The sequence below is a fragment of the Streptomyces sp. NPDC051217 genome (assembly GCF_044455465.1).
Classification (GTDB): Bacteria; Actinomycetota; Actinomycetes; order Streptomycetales; family Streptomycetaceae; genus Streptomyces.
In genome coordinates, this window is sequence record NZ_JBITEV010000001.1 from 479,511 (window position 1) to 496,947 (window position 17,437).

Sequence of the window (17,437 nt, forward strand, 5' to 3'; positions counted from 1 at the left end):
GCCAGCACCTCGGCCCGTCCGGCGTGTGAGCACGAACCGCCCACCGGGCGGAGCCCGACAACCGAACACCCGCCCCCGCACCACGCGCCCTCGGCGGACGACCCGTGCATCTCGTCCGGCAACCGCGCTCGCGCCTTCCGCCAGCCATGCAACTCCCGCCCCCTTTCGAGCGGAGAACCCTCAATGGCACCCACCCTCATCCTCAAGCCGGGCACCGCGTGGTCCGACGCCTGGCAGCAGTGCCTCGCCATCGCGCCCGAGGCCTTCCGGGAGGACCACGTCCTCAACCTCTGGGACGCCTCCTGGCAGTCCGGCGGCCGTACCCTCCCCGCCTACAGCGCCGTCGACGGCAGCCCCATCGTCGGGCCGCCCCGGCTCGACGCCGAAGCCGCCCAGCAGGCCGTACGCGCCTCGCTCGACCAGCACCGCGCCTGGCGGCACGTCCCGCTGGCCGAGCGCCGCGCCCGCGTCGGCGCCACCCTCGACGCCCTGACCGAGCACCGCGAGCTGCTCGCCCTCCTCCTCGTCTGGGAGATCGGCAAGCCCTGGCGGCTCGCCCAGGCCGACGTCGACCGCGCCATCGACGGCGTGCGCTGGTACGTGGACGGCGTCGAACCCATGCTGGAGGGCCGCTCCCCGCTGCCGGGCCCGGTCTCCAACATCGCCAGCTGGAACTACCCGATGTCCGTCCTGGTCCACGCCATGCTCGTGCAGGCCCTGGCCGGCAACGCGGTGATCGCCAAGGCGCCCACCGACGGCGGAGTCGCCTGTCTCACCCTGGCCTCCGCACTCGCCGTCCGCGAAGGGCTGCCCTTCACCCTGGTCAGCGGCAGCGGCGGGGAACTCTCCGAGGCGCTGGTCCGCTCCCCGGAGATCGGCTGTGTCTCCTTCGTAGGAGGCCGCGACACCGGCGCGCGCATCGCCACCACCGTCGCCGACCTCGGCAAGCGCCACATCCTCGAACAGGAGGGCCTCAACACCTGGGGCGTCTGGAACCACTCCGACTGGGACGCGCTCAACGCCGTCATCCCCAAGCTGTTCGACTACGGCAAGCAGCGGTGCACCGCGTACCCGCGCTTCGTCGTCCAGCGCTCGCTCTTCGCCGACTTCCTCGGGGCCTATCTGCCCGCCGTCCGCTCCATCCGGCTCGGCCACCCGCTGGCCGTCGAGCACCCCGACGACCCGCTGCCCGAACTGGACTTCGGCCCGCTCATCAACGCGGCCAAGGCCAAGGAGCTGGACGACCAGGTGGCCGAGGCCATCGACCGCGGCGCGGTCCCCATCCACCACGGATCGCTCGCGGACGGGCGTTTCCTGGCCGGCCAGGACACCTCGGCCTATCTCGCACCGGTGACGTTGCTGAACCCGCCGCCGTCCTCGCCGCTGCACCACGCGGAGCCCTTCGGCCCGGTCGACACCATCGTCCTGGTCGACACCGAGGCGGAACTCCTCGCCGCGATGAACGCCTCCAACGGGGCGCTGGCCGCCACGCTGGCGACCGACGACGCGGAGACGTACGCCCGGCTGTCCCCGCAGATCCGCGCGTTCAAGGTCGGCCACGGCCGGCCGCGTTCACGCGGCGACCGTGACGAGCTCTTCGGCGGCTTCGGGCACTCCTGGCGGGGCGCCTTCGTCGGCGGCGAACTGCTCGTGAAGGCCGTCACCAACGGACCCGACGGGGAGCGCCCGCCGGGCAACTTCCCGGACTACCACCTGATGCCGTGACGGTGCGGTCACCCCGACTCCCACCCTCACCATGAGCCGGAATCGGCTGAGGTCGCACGGAACCCCTCCTCAGCCGATTCCTCTCATCCAACGTGCGTTCTCGCAGGTCAGGCGTGCTTTCCAGGGCCCGGTGGTAACGTGGCGCCCATGGACCCGAAGGATCTCGCCAACCTCGCGCATCTGCGTCGGGCGCGCGATCTGATCGACCGCGAGTACGCGCGTCCGCTCGACGTGCCCACGATGGCCCGGCACGCGTTCATGTCGCCCGCGCACTTCTCGCGGCAGTTCCGTGCCGCCTACGGCGAGACGCCGTACAGCTATCTCATGACCCGCCGTATCGAACGCGCGATGGCGCTGCTGCGCGCGGGCACGAGCGTGACCGACGCGTGCATGGCGGTGGGCTGTACGTCCCTCGGCTCGTTCAGCTCCCGGTTCACCGAGATCCTGGGGCAGACGCCGAGCGCGTACGCCGCCCGCGAGCACGGAGCCGTCACCGCGATGCCCTCCTGTCTGGCGAAGGTGGTCACCCGGCCCACCAGAGAGACACCGAGCAGGATTCGAGAAGCGGGCCCCGAGGCCGCCGCCTAGCGTTGACGACATGACCATCGCACTCCAGTACTCCCACATCACTGTCAACGACCCCGACGAGGCGCTCACCTTCTACCGTGACGCGCTCGGCCTGGAGGTCCGCAACGATGTCGCCTCCGGCGGATTCCGCTGGGTCACCCTCGGCAGCCCGACCCAGCCCGGCCTTGAGATCGTCCTCTCGGAACCGCACGCGGGCCGCTCCCAGGCCGACGGCGACGCTCTCCAGGAGCTGCTCACCAAGGGCGTCCTGACTCAGGTCGTGTTCAGCACCGACGATGTCGACGCGACCTTCGAGAAGGTACGGGCGGCCGGCGCCGAAGTGCTCCAAGAGCCCATCGACCAGCCGTGGGGCCCGCGCGACTGCGCCTTCCGCGACCCCTCGGGCAACACGGTACGAATCTCCCAGGAAGCGAAGGCGGCGTAGCCGCGGCGCGCTGTCGGCACCGTACGCTCCGCCGCGTCCCGCAGGAGCGTACGGTGCCGTCCGAACCGCGCCCGCACCGGGCCCCGTGCGCCCCGGACCATGGGATATGCGGGTGAAGAGCACCCCTGGGCCCTGGTATCGTTCACTACGTCGCCCGGCGGAAACGCCGAGGTTCGACCACTCGTCCGGGTGGCGGAATGGCAGACGCGCTAGCTTGAGGTGCTAGTGCCCTTTATCGGGCGTGGGGGTTCAAGTCCCCCCTCGGACACAAATCATTGCCCCATGGGGTGGTGCGGGAGAAGTGATCAGGTCCGGACAGAGGGTCGCCTCTATCCGGACCTGATGTTTTCCGGGGCTCCGAACCATGCGCGTCGTCGTCGTACCTCGCGCTGTCCGACGGCCTCCGCGGTTCCGGAGTCCTGCTGTCAGGCCCAGGGGTCGAAGGGGATGCCAGACGGCTTGGAGGCATTCAGGAGGTTCCGGAAGCGGTCGTCCTTGTCGGTGGTCTTGATGGTGGCCGATCCGAAGTCCGCGTTCATCAGGCGGTCTCGCAGGGAAGTGCTGGGCCACCCGTTCCAGTCCACGATGGGGGGCTGGCGCCAGTTGTGGTAGTGGTTCTCCGCCGGCTCGTCGTTACCGTTGGCAAGCCGGAAGAAGTGGGTGCCTATACCGTCCTTGTGGTAGACGACCTTGGGGTGGGAACCCTCGAAGCGTACCTGCGAACGCGGATAGGTCTGCTGGCTGGAATGTTGCGTGGTCGTGAGGTATTCCACCTGGTTGGACCCCTGGTTGATCCATGAGATCACATGCTCGAAGTCATGGCGGTGACCACCGAGTCCGCTGCCGGCCAGGGCCTGGTCCTTCTCGAAATAGCTGGCGTATACGACTGCACACCATCCGTTGTTGCACTTCGAGCGGGCATAGGTCTGGGTCCGGTCCAAGTCGGACTGATCACGGCAGCTGCCGTTGACCGCGCCCGAGGTGTTCAGACCGGGATTGAGCGTTCCGTCGGGTGCGACGGCGGCAACGGGGTAGCAGCCGTCGCCGTCGTAGTCGTACGCAGGCGAGAACGACGCCTCATAACCTCCGGCGTTCTGGGGCAGGTTCGGCAGATTCTCGGCGTGAGCCACTGACGACGGCAACACCACACTCAGGACCGTGGCGCCGACCAGCGCCCCCAGCCAGGACCGCTTCTGCTTGAAAAACGCCAGAGCCGACCTACTCGCTCCACGCGACGGCAGATTATCCATGTGCGTCCTCTCGGATGACTCGGCGAGCAGTCGACGCGGTGCCGACACGGCCGAGTGATGGCTGCCGACAGCATCCCCTGACGGGAGTGTCCATGACAGGTTCTTCTGAAGATCGCTCCGGTGAACTGCTCCTGAACAAGATCGATCCCTCCTGGGGCGGCCACCCGGAGTGACACCTCCTGTGGACGAGTTCCGGAGGCCGTCGGCGACCTACCGGCGTCGAAGCGTCCACGATCACCAAGTGGTGGCGACACCCGCGACGTTCCGCCCGGCCGCTGCCCGAAGTCGTCGTCACCGACGCCCCCGACGTCAGGAATCGCCGGCGGACATCGTGGGCTGATCCACGGTCCTCGACGCGGACCGCGTGCTGGTCATGGACGCGGGACGCGTCGTCGAACAGGGCCCGCCGGCCGCCCTGTTGGCGAACGAGGGCGGGACTGCGCGAACTCGTACGGCGTCAGCCGGCGTAATCGCGGCGGTGCGCCGACACCCTTCCGCCACGCGGCACCGTCCAAGCGCACGGACGGCCTCCCTCAGGACGTGCTCCGGGATCTCCACGGGACCTTCCCCCTCCGGCGCGTGAAGCCGTTGAAGACATCACCCCGCACGACGAGGGAACCGCGCCCCTCGCGCCGGTGGACGTTCGGCAATCGTCGTCGTCACAATTGGGCCCGTTGACCCGTCGCCCCAGCTCTATGCCGACTCCGGACTATTCCTGTTCCGGAATAGACGATCTTGCTTGACTGGGCTGAGCGCGCTCCGATCCACCAGGACCGAAGGTGTGTCCACGGCCGGAACCGGTACATGGCCCGGTCCGTTCCACCGGCCGTCGGGCGGACGACACCGCACGGTCGCGCGGAGCGGGAATCCCCAGGAGGAACCCCCGCCCGCGCCCTGGCGCGTCATGGAAGGACGGCTGCGCCGTGTCGATGACCCTGCCCTCCGCTCTGCGGCGAGTGCCGCTGCGGCAGTTGGTCTGTCTCGTTCCGCTTCTCCTCGTGGCCGCCTGGGTGGCCGGGAACTGGCCGGTGATCCTCTCGGGCATCGGGGAACTGCGCGGCGCGGACCGGAGCTGGCTGCTGGCCGCGGTCGTCCTGACCGGGGCGTGCTGGATACCGGTCTGCCTGCTGCGCCAGGGCACCGTCATGGAACGGCTGCCCGCGGGGCGGCTGCTGGCCTCCCAGATCGCCGCCGGGTCGGCGAACCATCTGCTGCCCGCCGGGCTCGGCGCGCACGTGGTGACGCTGCGGTTCCTCCAGGGCTGCGGGATATCCACCGCGCGGTCCTGCGCCGCGCTCGCCCTCTACTCGCTGGCCCAGCCCATCGGCCGGTACACCCTGCTGCTCACGCTCATGGCCGCCTGGCCGGGGGCCATCCCGACGGGCGGACTGCTGCCGGCGGAGTACGGGATGCTCGCGCTGCTCCTGCTGGCCGGCGGGCTCACGCTGGCGGCGCTGGTGCTGTGGTCGGTACGGCCGCTGCGCGGCTTCGTCCAGGACTTTCTGCGGACCGCGCTGACCGACGCGCGCGCCCTGCACACCCGGCCCGCCCGGGTGATCGCCCTGTGGACCGGGACACTCGCCTTCCCCGCGCTCCAGGCCGCGGTCATGGTCACGGTGGCCCGCGCGCTCCAGATGCCGGTGCCCACCGTCGACATCATGATCGCCTACCTGGCCGCCAGCATCGTGGCCGGGATCGTGCCGACCCCGGGCGGCATCGGCTCCGTCGAGGCCGCGCTGCTCATCGCGCTCGTCGGCGCGGGCTCCCCGGTCTCCGTGGCGACCGCCGCGGTCCTCGGGTTCCGCATCGTCACGGTCTGGCTGCCGCTGCTTCCCGGGGCTCTGGTGCTGGCCGCCCTGGTCCGCCGGAAGGTCCTCTGAGCGCCGGGTGCGGCGGCCGGAGGGGGAGAGCCAGGAGCAGTACCAGCTCCGTCCAGACGAACGTGTTGCTACCGATGAAGCCGCCGACGCCGCTCGCGTCGTACCGCCACAGCCATACGACGTAGCTGCACAGGATCAGGTACACCGCTACCGCCACGATCAACGGGCGGCCACGGCGCGGCGGTTCGAGGGCCCGGTCCGCGAGGACCGCGAGCGCCGGGAGCAGCCAGACCAGGTGGTGCACCCAGGTGACCGGGCTGACGAGGCACGCGGCGGCGCCGGTCAGCGCGATGCCGCCGCGCACGTCGCCCACCGCTCGGGCCTTGTCGACCCGGTACGCCCAGGCGCCGACGACGGCGACGACGCCGCACGCCCACCAGAGCCGCTCCGGTTCGGCCGGTGCGGAGAGCCGGGCGAGGACGCCCTGCCAGGACTGGTTGGAGACGTAACTCAGGTCGCCGATGCGGCTCGTGTCCCAGAGGGCCGATGTCCAGTACGCGTGCGAGGCACCCGGTGAGAGCCACAGAGCGACCAGGGTCGTGCCCACGGCGACGGCGGCGGCCGTGCCGGCGGCACGCCGGCGGCGGGTGACGACGAGGTAGCCGATGAAGATCGCGGGGGTGAGCTTGACCGCCGCGGCGAGCCCGATGCCGATGCCCGCCCACCGGCTGCCGGTGGACAGCAGACGGGCGTCGGTGAGGACGAGAGCCAGCAGGAGAAGGTTGACCTGGCCGAAGCTGATGCTGTCGTAGACCGGTTCCAGCAGTGCGAGCATGCACAGGATCAGGGTGTACGAGGTCCACCGGTCCAGGCCGTGACGGCGGATCACCGGCTCGGCGAGCCGGCGCAGGATCAGGGCCAGGGCGCCGAGGTTCGCCACGATGCCCGCGGTGAGCGCGACGGGCCAGCTGAGCAGGGACAGCGGCAGCACGCACAGCGCGGCGAAGGGCGGGTAGGTGAATCCGTACGTCTGGCCGGGTACCCGGTAGTCGTAGAGCCCGGCGCCGCGCACCCCGCCCCCGGCGTCGGTCCAGTGGCGCACCGCGTCGTAGTAGACCCACAGATCGAACCAGTCGCGGTGGTACGGGACGGTCGCGACGAAAGCCGTCACGCCCGCGCACAGCACGCCCAGGAGCAGATGCCTTCGGCGCCGCGACATGGGCCGCCACCCCGCCTGCCGCCACCCCGCCTGCCACCGGCCCGTCATGCCCCGGCCCGTCATGCCCCGCCCCCTCATGCCCCGGCCCGTCATGCCACCCTCCCTGGTTCCCGCGCGGTCAGCGTCACTTCGTCGCCCGACATCTCGCGCGCCCAGAAGAGCGCGACCACCGCGAACAGCCCGCCGCACGTCGCGAGCGCCAACTGGAGGCCGTCCGCGGCGAGTCCGCTGGGCAGCTGGGCCAGCGCGAGCACCCCGCTGGCGACGGCCACCACCCGGCGCGCCGGTCCCGGTGGGGCGGCCGCCGCCAGCGGGAACAGGCCCCACAGCACGTACCAGGGGCGGATGGCCGGACCCAGGACGGCGACCGCGATCAGGCTGAGGCCCAGCGCGTACACAGGGCTGTGCCGGGGGCGGCGCAGCCACACCAGCAGCACGGCGACGGCTGTCGACGCCAGGCCGACCGCGCGCCAGGCGTCCAGGGCGAACGGTGCCAGGTCGCTGCCCGCGCTGTGCAGCGCCGAGGCGGTCATCCGGCCGAGGAGGGAGGTGAGCGCCCAATTGTGCTGGGACACCGGGGTGTTGAGGGCGCCGATCCAGCCGTAGCCGGTGCCGGTGACCGCGGTCACCACGGCGGTCGTCGCGAGGGAGACCCCGGCGACCGCGCTCGCCGCTCTGAGCCATCGGTACCGGCCGGTGAGTCCGCCCGCCCAGAACGCGGCGACGGCCAGCAGACCCAGCGCGGCGGGCGCCTTGACCAGCGCGGCGAGAGTCATCAGGACCGCGCCCAGCACGGGGAAGCGGCCCTTCGCGGCCACCAGCGCCATGCCGAGCAGCCCCAGCATCACCGCGTCGTTGTGCGCGCCGGCCACCAGGTGCAGCAGGAGCAGCGGATTGAGCGCCCCCAGCCAGAGCGCGGCGCCCGGTGCGGTTCCGCTGCGGCGGGCGAGCAGCACCAGCGACACCACCATCAGGCCCACGCCGAGCAGTGCGACCAGCCGCATGCCGAGCACCCCGGCCGAGAGCTCCGCCCGCGTGGCGCGCGCGATCAGCGAGGCGAACGACAGGAACAGCGGACCGTACGGGGTCGGCGTGTCCTGCCACATGGGCGAGACCTGCGCGGCGAGCGGACCGCCGAGCTGGTCGGGGCCATGGGCGTACACGTCGATCTGGGCGTCCACCATGGCGCCCTGCGCCAGGTAGCTGTACACGTCGCGGCTGAACAAGGGTGGGGCGATCACCAGCGGTGCGGCCCACACCGTGAGCGTGACCACCATGCCGCGCGCACCGGGCGGCCGCGGTCCGCGCACGGCGCGGCCCAGCCAGGCCCAGGCCGCGACGAGCAGCACGAGCCCGAAGTAGGCGCCGAAGAGTCCCACCGCCGCCGCTCCCGACGACGGTGCGAGGGCCTCACCGACCGGCAGGGCGCCGGCACTCGCGCCGCCGACGGCCACGGCCGTGGAACCGGTGAGCCCCAGTAGCCGGCATTTGCGTATATGTGATTCGTCGCCCGGGGTCCGCACTCGGGGAGCGTGCCCGCGGCCGGTGGCGAGAAGGGAACGTGCGGGGCGCCGGAGGGAGTCCGGAACGTGTCGGGCGCGACAGATGCGGACCGAGGGTCCTCGATCCGCACCTGCCGTGGTGTCACGCCTTCACGCAGTGGTTACCGTCGGCCACCGCCCGTCAGTTTGCCCGGCGCGAGCGGCGGCGTCGGGCCGCCGGTGATCACGAAGCCCGATCCCGGCTGTGTGACGATGTCGCCGTCCGCCGAGTTGGTGATCGTGACGTTCGACAGCGTCGCGCTGCCCCGGGCCCCGCTCATGGCCAGGATGCCCGCGCCGTTGTTGGATTTGTCGATCTTGACGTTGTTGATCACGACACCCGGCATGGTGCCGCCGCCCGTCTTGAACTGGATGCCGTCGTACGTGGAGTCGTAGATGTCGGTGTCCCTGATCGTGACGCCGGGTATGTCCCGGCTCGCCGCGAAGAGGGTGATGGCACCGAACTCCTGGTCCTCGTTCCAGAAGGCACCGCCCGTGCGGTGGAGCGCGTTGTTGGCGATCAGGGTCTGCCCCGAGAAGGGCAGCGGATCGTGGTCGGTCGCCAGCATGATGCCCGGGTAGTTCGCCGTGTCGGAGACGATGTTGTTCTCGATCTTGTTGCCGTAACCGCCGTAGACCGCGATGCCGGTCGCCCGCCACGGCAGCTGGATGGTGTTGTTGGTGAACGAGTTGTCGTGCGCGACGTCGACGGAGGTGTCCTTGACGTACCGGTTGGCCCAGACCGCCAGGGAGTCGTCGCCGGTGGTGCGGAACGAGGAGTTGAAGACCTTTGAATTCCGCGTGCCGTTGGTGAAGTTGATGCCGTCGGCGTACGTGTTGCGGATCCGCATGCCGGTGAACTCAAGGCCGTCCGCGGGACCCCAGAGGGACGGGATGTTGTCGTAGTCGCGGCCGACCCAGGCACCCACGTTGGCGTGCTCGATCCATACGTTGGAGATCTTGGTGTTCTTGCCGAACCGGCCGTTCAGGCCGACTCCGCCCTCGGCGTTGCCGTCGCCGCCGCGGATCCGGCCGGAGCCGAAGATGGCGATGTCCGAGATCTTGGTGTTGTCGTCGATGTCGAAACCGAAGTTGCCCTCGTGCGGGTGGTTGATCCCGCCCGCGTTCTGCGGCTCGGTCAGGGTGTAGAGCTGTGAGTGCCACATGCCCGCGCCGCGGATGGTGACGTTCTTGATGCCGATCTGGTTGAACTGCCCCTGGTTCAGCGGGTCGTCGGTCAGGATCTTCTTCTCCTGACGCCACTGGCCCGCCGGGATCCAGACGCAGGCGATGGTGCCGTTCTGGTCGGCGGTGACCGCCGACTGGATGGCGGTCGTGTCGTCGATCCCGTCGCCCGGGACCGCGCCGTACTCGGTGATCGAGGTGCACTCGGCGGGCTTGGCCGCCGGGGGCGCGACCTGCTCCAGGTCGATCAGGTCGATGTAGTAGAAGGACGCGCTGTCACCGGCGTCGCGCTGGAGCTTGAACTTGGTGCCCGCCGGATAGGTCGTGGACAGTAGCGAGTTGGCCTCGTCGAAGAGCCGCCGGGCGTCCGCCTGGGGCGTGTTCGTCAGGGCCTCGGGGCCGTCCGTGTTGCCGTACAGCCAGCTGTGCTTCGAGGAGAGATTCAGCTTCTTCACGAAGGTGTCGTTGGCGTACAGACTGATCGTGGCCTCGGTGCCGCCGCCGCCCGGGGCGTCGGGGATCGAGTTGCGTACCACGATCGAGTTGGCCGGGTTGGTGGAGGTGAACTCCACGAACTGGCCCTGGGTGTTGAGCCGTACCGACTTGCGGCCCGAGGACTCGGAGCCGAAGTTGGTGTGCCCGAAGGTGCGAACGGCGTCGGCCTCCACCAGGGTGCCCGAGTACCGGCCTGCCTCGGCCTCGTACTCCACGTACGGGTCGGCCGCGCCGCGCCCGACCACGATGGAGCGGGAGAACGAGTTGTTGGTCTCGTTGGTCTCCGTCACGACATTGGTCGCGTCGGCCGTGGCGACGATGTTGGCGCCGCCGCTGGTGGCGGTCCAACTGCCGTTGACACTCACGTTCGTCGTCGCGCCGGCCGCGATCGACGGGGTGTTGGTGTTCAGCGTCGTGCCGCCCACCGCCACCCGGGTGACCGTGGTGGCGCCGCTCGCGGTCGTCCCGCGGTTCTGCACCGCCACGCTGAACTGGACCTGCGCGCCGACGGCCGGGTTCTGCGGCGTCGAACTGACGCTCAGCACCTGGAGGTCGGGCCCGGGGGCCTGCCCCACGACCAGTGATCCGGCCGCGGTGAAGCTGTTGTTGTCGTTGTCCTGCTCGACGATCGTGTCGGTCGGGTCCACCACCGCCGTCACCGTGTAGGTGCCTTGGGCGCGCTTGCCCGCGGCGACCTGGACCGTCCCCGAGGCGCCTGCGGCGAGACCGCCCACGGAGGCACTGCCCGCGACCACTCCGCCGATGCTGACGTTCACGGTCGTCGGGCCTGACGCGGCCGTCCCGGCGTTGCGCACCGTCGCGCTCACGGTGGTCGCGTCGGTCTCCACCGGGGCGGTGGGGGACCACGAGAGCGCGGTGACGGTGAGGTCCGGGTTGGGCGCGGGGCGCCCGATGACCTGGAGTTCGGCGACCTGGCCGCCCTGCGCACCGGTGTTGGAGAAGATCTGGAGCTGTACGTCGGCGACGCGCCCGGTGACCGGGATGCGGACCGTGTTCTGGTTCGTCGCCGGGTTGAAGCCGTAATCGGCGCGTGCCTTCAGCGAGGTGAACCCGGTGGCGCCCTGGGCGCGGCCGAGCACCTGGATGTTCTGGGTCCGGGGGCCCCACGCCGAGTCGGGGTTGAGCTTGACCACGACGGAGGTGATGTCGGCCTCGGCCCCGAGCTTGACCGTCAGGTTCGACGGGTGGCCCGCGGACTCCCAGTACGTGTTGACGTTGTTGTCGTTGGCGTTCGCCGCGACGAACGTGTGGATCGTCGACGACGCCTCGATCGCCTTGCCCCGTGCCAGGTCGGTGCCGTCGTCACCCGGGTCCGGGTCGGGGTCCTCGCCCGCGGGGCCGAAGATCCCGAACTCGGATATCTGCGCCGCCGGCCAGCCCGTGTTGCCGGTGATGTTCAGCCGTACGTAACGGACACCGGTGGAGGGGAAGTCGATGGTGACGGTGTTCGCCGACGCGGGGGTGAACAGCCGCCCCTGCGAGGCGGAGAGGGTGCTGTAGGTGTTCCCGTCGGTGCTGCCCTGGACGCTGAGGGCCTGGGTGCGCGCCTCCCAGGTGGTCGGGAGCTTGAGCACCACCTGGTCGACGGCGACGTTCGTGCCGAGGTCGACCCGGAGCGTCTGCGGGAACGCGTTGTTCGGTCCCTCCCAGTACGACGCCTGATTGCCGTCGGTGACGTTGGAGGCCGGGTGGCTCCCCTCGGATCCGCTCGCCGACACGCTCTTGCCTGTCGCCTGGTTGGGGCGCTCGGCCGCCGTGGCCGAGAGGGGGGTGAGCCCGACGACGGTCAGGGCGGCCATGACGATGCCGGTGATCAGCCGCCGGCGGAGCTGTCCGCGCCTGAGCCGCGTGGGCTGTGGGGGTCTGAGCTGCTTCCGTCTCATATGGTCCTCTGTTCGGTTGGAACGAGGGGGCAGGCCGTGCGCTGCCATGAAGTTGCGAGAAGAGCCTTAAGAAATTGAGCCACTTGCTTACTTTTTTGCGATTCACAGGTTGCAATCATGTCAACGGCTTGTCAACGGTTTTCGCACAGCTATCACGGGAGCCGTGCGGGGCACGGCAGACGCCCCTGCCGGTCACGGCAGGGGCGCGGAACGGCTGTTGACGGCGCGTCAGAGAGCCGGAGCGGCGGGTCCCGGCAGGAGCGCCATGCGCTCCTGCTCCTCCGCGACGATCTGCCGGGCCAGCGACTGCTCCGAGATGTCGACCGCGTCCGGCGTCGACTCCGCGACGTCGCTGTGGCGGGCGTACGCGTCGAAGAGACGCTTCTTCGTACCCAGCAGGCGCAGAACGCGCTGGTCGACACTGTCGGCGGTCAGCAGCCGGTGGACCTGGACATGGCGTATCTGCCCCATCCGGTGCGCGCGGGCGATCGCCTGGGTCTCCAGCGTGGGTTTGACCTGCGGCTCGCACAGGATGACCACCGACGCGGCCTGGAGATTGAGGCCGGTGCCGCCCGACTGGATCTGGCTCAGCAGGACCGCGTGTCCGGACGCCTCGGCGAAGCCGTCCACCAACTCCTGCCGTCGGGCCGCGGGCACCCGGCCGGTGAGCGGACCGAAGACGGTACGCGGATCGGTGCCCGCCCCGGAGGCCGGGCCGAGCGCCTCCTCGGCGGCCGCCAGCACGTCGTGGAAGAAGGAGAAGACGACCACCTTCAGACCGTTCGACGCGGCCTCGCCCACGAGTTCGCGCAGCCGCCGGAGCTTGGCGGACGTGGCGGGATCGGCGTACGCGGCCCGGCGCATGGCCATGAAATTCCCTGCCGCGACCGCCTGCCGGTAGGCGGCGCGCGCGGCGGGGCTGAACTCCTCCCACTCGTCCACCTGTTGCAGCTCCGGCAGCTCGGTGAGGACGTCCTGCTGGTTACGGCGCAGATACGTGGGCGCGACGGCCCTGCGGAAGGCTTCCGAGCCGATGGCCGCGTCGCCGTGGCGGACGGCGGGAAGGAGCGCGGGCTGGAGATGGCGCACCAGGCTGCGGAACTCCTCGACCCGGTTCTCCATGGGGGTCCCGGTCAGGAACAGGACATGGTCGGTGCGTTCCACCCAGCTCCGCACGGTCCGGGAGCGCCGGGTCTGAGGATTCTTCACATAGTGCGCCTCGTCCACGACGAGCATGCCGACGCTCACGTCGTCCGGCACGGCGAGCGAGCCGAGTATGTCGTACGTGGTCACCGCGACGTCCCCGTGCCGCGTCCACTGCCCCAGGGCCACCGTCCGGTCCTGGCCGTGCACCCGGTACGCGCGCAGTGTGCTGCGGGACTCGATCTCCCGGATCCAGTTGATGACGACGCTGGCCGGGCAGACCACCAGGAAGTGGGTACGGCCCTCGGACTTGAGGTGTGCGAGGGCGGCGATGGCCTGGATGGTCTTGCCCAGACCCATCTCGTCACCCAGGATCACCCGGCGCTGGGCCAGCGCGAACCGGGCGCCGAACGCCTGGTAGCCACGGAGCGACACCCGCCGGTGGGTGTCGTCCAGCCGCTGCGTACGGACACGCTCGGAGATGTCGCCGGGCAGAAAGCCCTCGGCCGCGTCCACGTCCGGGGTGACGTCGGAGAGTTCGGCGAGGAGGACCAGGTAGTCGGCGGGGCGGACCTGGAAGTCGAGCCACGCCTCGTCCTCGGAAACGGCGGGCCGCAGCAGATCCGTGGCCGCCTGGGCGAGCAGCAGCGGGACCTCGCGATCGGCGGCGTCGTCGAGGAACGCGTCGACCGACCGGACCGCCCGCCGCGCCTGCTGCCGGCGCCGCTTCCCGGTGAGCAGCATGCGCAGCCGGTCCCCGGCCGGGCGCGCCGGAGGCAGCAGCGGGGCGAGGTCCGCGTCGGTCCCGGCCGCCGCGGCGAGGGCGCGGGGCATGTCGGGGCCCGCGTTCACCATCCGGTTCAACGCGACGACCAGGGCGGTGGCGTGGGGATCGCCGATGTCGTCGGCGTCGAGGCGGACGGCCACGTGCTCCTCCATCGCCTCCGCGAGCCGCCGCGCGGCGGCGATGGCGTGACCGGCGCTCTGTGTGCCGATGCCGGGGATGTGGCGGAGCTCGTACGCCGTCGCGTCGAGCACCTTCCTGACGTTCGTGTACCCGGCCTGTTCGAGCGCGCCCAGCCGGAGCCGGCCCTCGGTGACGTCGGCGAGCCGCGAGAGGGGGATGCCCTCCAACTCCTGTCGGACCAGCGCGTCGCGCAGCGGGGTGATGGCTTTGAGGACACCGCCCCGCACCTCGGCGTGATCGGCGGTCACGCGGCGCGCCGTGGCGAGAAGCCTGTCGGCCCGGTCGAGCACGGCGCGCGCGACGCCGCCCACCGGCACCGGTCTCCGCTCAGGCCCCGCTCCCTCGCCCATGACGCCTCTCGTGGTCCATCACATCCGGTCGAGCGACATGATTCCACGGGGGTACGACATCGCCGGGCGGCCGTTTTCGGCGCGCCCGGCGATATCGGGGTCGGTCGGTCCCGGGCCGGGGACCCCCCGTGAACTACGCCGCCATGGTCCAGCGCTGGCCGGAGGCGCCGTCGCAGGTGCGGAGTTCGAGCTTCGTACCGTTGGCCGTTCCGCCGGCCACCGGCGTCAGGCACTTACCGGAAGCGACGCCGACGACGGTGCCGTCCGCGTTGACGCGCCACTGCTGGTTGGCCGTGCCGCGGCAGTCCCAGATGATGACGGGGGTGCCGTCGGCGGTGGCGGCGCCGCTCGCGTCCAGGCAGCGGTTGCCGTACACGCGCAGCTCGTTGGAGGCCGTACGGGCCCACTGCTGGTTCGCCTCGCGGTGGCAGTCGTAGACGATCGTCCGGGTGCCCGCGGTCGCCACGGCCCCGTCGACGTCGAGGCAGCGGCCCGACCGCGCGTTGACGAGTGTGCCCTGAGCGGCGCCGCCGAGCGGGACGAGGCTGGCGGGCACCGAGCGCAGCGCGTTGTACCAGACGGCCGCCATCTTGGCGTAGCCCGCGGCGTTGGGGTGGACGCCGTCGGCGAGGTCGGCCACCGTCAATGCCTTGTACATGTCAACCAAATGGACGCGCGGACCCTTGCTGCTGACGATTCCGGGCACCGCCGCGTTGAACGTCTTGACCCGGGCTTCGAGGCCGGGGCTCGCCTCGGGCGTGATCGTCGTGACGAACAGCTCGATCTGCGGCTTCTGTTGGAGAATGCGGTCGATGAGGTCGGAGAGCCGGGCCGGGGCGTTCGCCAGGTCGTAGTTCTGGTTCACGTCGTTCGTGCCGATCTGGAGCATGATCGTGCGCGGGTCACTGGCGGCCAGCCAGCCGTCGATGTTCGAACGGAGCTGGTCGATACGCCAGCCCGAGTGGCCCTGGTGGTCGTGGTCGCCCAGCTCCGGCGGGCCGTTGAACTGTGAACCGACGAAGTCGACGGTGTAGCCGCCGGTGGTGAGGTGCTGCCAGAGGTTGACGCGGTAGCCGCCGGGGATGTTGTGGCCGTCGGTGATCGAGTCGCCGAGAGGCATGATCCGGACTCCGCCGTTGGACTCGGCGGGAGCGGCGGTCGCCGCGTTCGCGGCGGTCTGGGTGAGCGTCATGAGGGCCGCCGTGACGGCGAACACCAGGAGGCTGAGGAGAGCTTGCGCACGGCGTGAGGCAGTTCTTCGCAAGACGGGTCCTTCCTAGGGGCCGCCGGGGAATGGGGGGAGCGCGTCATGTGTCCGGTGATGCGTGCGCGCGTGGAGGGAGGTGCGGGGGGTGAGTGGCGGCCATGTTGTAGATACCACCGGCCGGTCCTCCCGGCGAGGCATCGCGCGGCGGAGTCGGCGAAATGACGCTGTTCCGGCCACGGTCCGACGGGCTTTGGGCCAGGAACAACCGCCGGACGGGCCCTGTCGGGGTCAGTCCTCGTACAGAAGGCGCCGCAGGAAGCCGTTGGTGAACTTGCCCGCCGGGTCCAGGGACTCCCGCAGCTCCAGGAAGTCCGCCATACGCGGATAACGGCCCCGCAGTTCGGCCGGCGCCGTCGTGAACACCTTGCCCCAGTGCGGCCGTGCGTCGAGCCCCTCCAGCGCCGCCTCCAGCCGGGCGATCACCGGCACGACCGACGCCGGGTCCTTGACCCAGGTGAAGTGCAGCGCGACCGTGTCCCGTCCCTCGGCCGGGCTCAGCCACAGCCCGTCGGCGGCCACCGTGCGCACCTCGCAGATCTGGAGCACGGGCGCCATCACCGGCCCCAGCGCGGCCACCGCCCGCAGCGCCGCGACGGCGTGGTGGCGCGGGACCAGATACTCCGACTGGAGCTCCTCCCCGTTGCTGGGGGTGAACTCGGCCCGGAAGTGCGGCAGTCGGGCGTGCCAGGGCCCCGGCACCCCTCCCTGCTCGGTGCAGTGCGTCGCGGGCATGCCGGGCACGGGATGCATGGGCTCACCGGCCGGGGCGCCCCAGGGGAAGTCCGGCTCGGCCGGGCCCGACGCGGGGCCGGCACGGTGCTTGAGCCAGACCTGCCCGAAGCGCGGGGCGCGCCAGTCGGTGAACAGGCTCACGCTGTACGCCGCCGAGGTGATCGCGTCGAAGTGCTCCTCCAGCACCGCCAGGGGCAGCCCGGTGCGGACGAACTGCGCTACGTCGAAGTCCGGAACGAGGTCCAGGGTGAGCGAGGTGACCACGCCCAGCGCGCCGAGCGCCACCACCGAACCGGCGAAACGCCCGCCGTCCTTCTCGCGGTCCAACGTCACCGGGTCGCCGTCCGCGGTGACCATCTCCACCGCCCGTACGGCGGTCGCGAGCGAACCGGAGGTGTCACCGGAACCGTGCGTGCCGGTGGCGACCGACCCGGCCACCGAGATGTGCGGGAGGGACGCCATGGTGTGCAGGGCAAGCCCCTGGTCGTGCACCTTCCGGGCGAGTTCCGCGTACCGTACGCCGCCCGCGACGCGGACCGTACCGGCCGCCGTGTCGACGTCCACGGTCCGGGGCAGCCCGGCGAGCGAGACCAGGGCGCCGTCGGTGTCGGCGATGCGGTTGAACGAGTGCCCGCTGCCGAGCGCCCGTACGCGCGGGCTGCCCGCGACGATCGCGCGCAGCTCGTCGAGCGTGGCCGGGCGGTGCACCCGGTCGGCCGAGAAGACGATGTTCCCGGCCCAGTTGGTCCCCGCGCCGCCGGCCACCGGCCCGTCGGCCACCGTCTCCGTCAACTGTCCGCCCTCTTCCCGCTGTGACCTGGTACGGC

The 17,437-nt window shown here is 70.9% G+C and carries 11 protein-coding genes and 1 tRNA gene; 5 read left to right on the top strand and 7 right to left on the bottom strand.

Annotated features, from left to right (window positions below; all coding sequences use genetic code 11):
• Positions 1–183: 183 nt before the first annotated feature.
• The 4 genes from ACIBBB_RS02270 (at position 184) to ACIBBB_RS02285 (ending at position 3,005) form a co-directional block, all read left to right on the top strand.
• Complete coding sequence (locus ACIBBB_RS02270; protein ID WP_398977816.1) at positions 184–1,725, top strand: aldehyde dehydrogenase family protein; 1,542 nt, start codon at positions 184–186, stop codon at positions 1,723–1,725.
• 147 nt (positions 1,726–1,872) lie between these two features.
• Complete coding sequence (locus ACIBBB_RS02275) at positions 1,873–2,313, top strand: helix-turn-helix transcriptional regulator (protein WP_398977818.1); 441 nt, start codon at positions 1,873–1,875, stop codon at positions 2,311–2,313.
• Positions 2,314–2,323: 10 nt separating this feature from the next.
• A complete protein-coding gene (locus tag ACIBBB_RS02280; RefSeq protein ID WP_398977820.1) occupies positions 2,324–2,737 on the top strand; it encodes a VOC family protein in 414 nt (137 codons plus the stop codon).
• A 183-nt stretch (positions 2,738–2,920) separates the two neighbouring features.
• A tRNA-Leu gene (locus ACIBBB_RS02285) sits at positions 2,921–3,005 on the top strand.
• Positions 3,006–3,162: 157 nt separating this feature from the next.
• On the opposite strand, the gene ACIBBB_RS02290 is transcribed toward ACIBBB_RS02285, so the two are convergent.
• Positions 3,163–3,987 (bottom strand): NPP1 family protein, encoded by an 825-nt coding sequence (locus ACIBBB_RS02290; RefSeq protein WP_398977822.1) that lies wholly within the window; start codon positions 3,985–3,987, stop codon positions 3,163–3,165.
• Between the two features lie 929 nt (positions 3,988–4,916).
• Here ACIBBB_RS02290 and ACIBBB_RS02295 point away from each other — a divergent pair.
• A complete protein-coding gene (locus ACIBBB_RS02295; RefSeq protein WP_398978785.1) occupies positions 4,917–5,867 on the top strand; it encodes a YbhN family protein in 951 nt (316 codons plus the stop codon).
• Here ACIBBB_RS02295 and ACIBBB_RS02300 read toward each other — a convergent pair.
• From ACIBBB_RS02300 to ACIBBB_RS02325, 6 genes are all read right to left on the bottom strand, one after another.
• Positions 5,797–7,026, bottom strand: a complete 1,230-nt coding sequence (locus ACIBBB_RS02300; protein WP_398977824.1) for a glycosyltransferase 87 family protein — start codon at positions 7,024–7,026, stop codon at positions 5,797–5,799. The genes ACIBBB_RS02295 and ACIBBB_RS02300 overlap by 71 nt on opposite strands.
• 89 nt (positions 7,027–7,115) lie before the next feature.
• Positions 7,116–8,549, bottom strand: a complete 1,434-nt coding sequence (gene mptB, locus ACIBBB_RS02305; RefSeq protein WP_398977825.1) for a polyprenol phosphomannose-dependent alpha 1,6 mannosyltransferase MptB — start codon at positions 8,547–8,549, stop codon at positions 7,116–7,118.
• 140 nt (positions 8,550–8,689) lie between these two features.
• Complete coding sequence (locus tag ACIBBB_RS02310) at positions 8,690–12,151, bottom strand: CARDB domain-containing protein (protein ID WP_398977826.1); 3,462 nt, start codon at positions 12,149–12,151, stop codon at positions 8,690–8,692.
• A 228-nt stretch (positions 12,152–12,379) separates the two neighbouring features.
• Positions 12,380–14,611, bottom strand: coding sequence for a DEAD/DEAH box helicase (locus ACIBBB_RS02315; RefSeq protein WP_398977828.1), 2,232 nt, complete (start codon positions 14,609–14,611; stop codon positions 12,380–12,382).
• A 133-nt stretch (positions 14,612–14,744) separates the two neighbouring features.
• Positions 14,745–15,875, bottom strand: coding sequence for a ricin-type beta-trefoil lectin domain protein (locus tag ACIBBB_RS02320; protein ID WP_398977829.1), 1,131 nt, complete (start codon positions 15,873–15,875; stop codon positions 14,745–14,747).
• A 231-nt stretch (positions 15,876–16,106) separates the two neighbouring features.
• On the bottom strand, positions 16,107–17,402 hold the full coding sequence (locus ACIBBB_RS02325) for a D-arabinono-1,4-lactone oxidase (RefSeq protein ID WP_398977831.1): 1,296 nt from the start codon (positions 17,400–17,402) through the stop codon (positions 16,107–16,109).
• Between the last annotated feature and the right edge of the window lie 35 nt (positions 17,403–17,437).

Excerpts from the sequence above, each read along its gene's own strand:
- ACIBBB_RS02280 (WP_398977820.1), top strand. The coding sequence starts at position 2,324 with ATGACCATCGCACTCCAGTACTCCCACATCACTGTCAACGACCCCGAC.
- ACIBBB_RS02310 (WP_398977826.1), bottom strand. The coding sequence starts at position 12,151 with ATGAGACGGAAGCAGCTCAGACCCCCACAGCCCACGCGGCTCAGGCGC.
- ACIBBB_RS02315 (WP_398977828.1), bottom strand. The coding sequence starts at position 14,611 with ATGGGCGAGGGAGCGGGGCCTGAGCGGAGACCGGTGCCGGTGGGCGGC.
- ACIBBB_RS02295 (WP_398978785.1), top strand. The coding sequence starts at position 4,917 with ATGACCCTGCCCTCCGCTCTGCGGCGAGTGCCGCTGCGGCAGTTGGTC.
- ACIBBB_RS02275 (WP_398977818.1), top strand. The coding sequence starts at position 1,873 with ATGGACCCGAAGGATCTCGCCAACCTCGCGCATCTGCGTCGGGCGCGC.
- ACIBBB_RS02300 (WP_398977824.1), bottom strand. The coding sequence starts at position 7,026 with ATGTCGCGGCGCCGAAGGCATCTGCTCCTGGGCGTGCTGTGCGCGGGC.
- ACIBBB_RS02270 (WP_398977816.1), top strand. The coding sequence starts at position 184 with ATGGCACCCACCCTCATCCTCAAGCCGGGCACCGCGTGGTCCGACGCC.
- ACIBBB_RS02290 (WP_398977822.1), bottom strand. The coding sequence starts at position 3,987 with ATGGATAATCTGCCGTCGCGTGGAGCGAGTAGGTCGGCTCTGGCGTTT.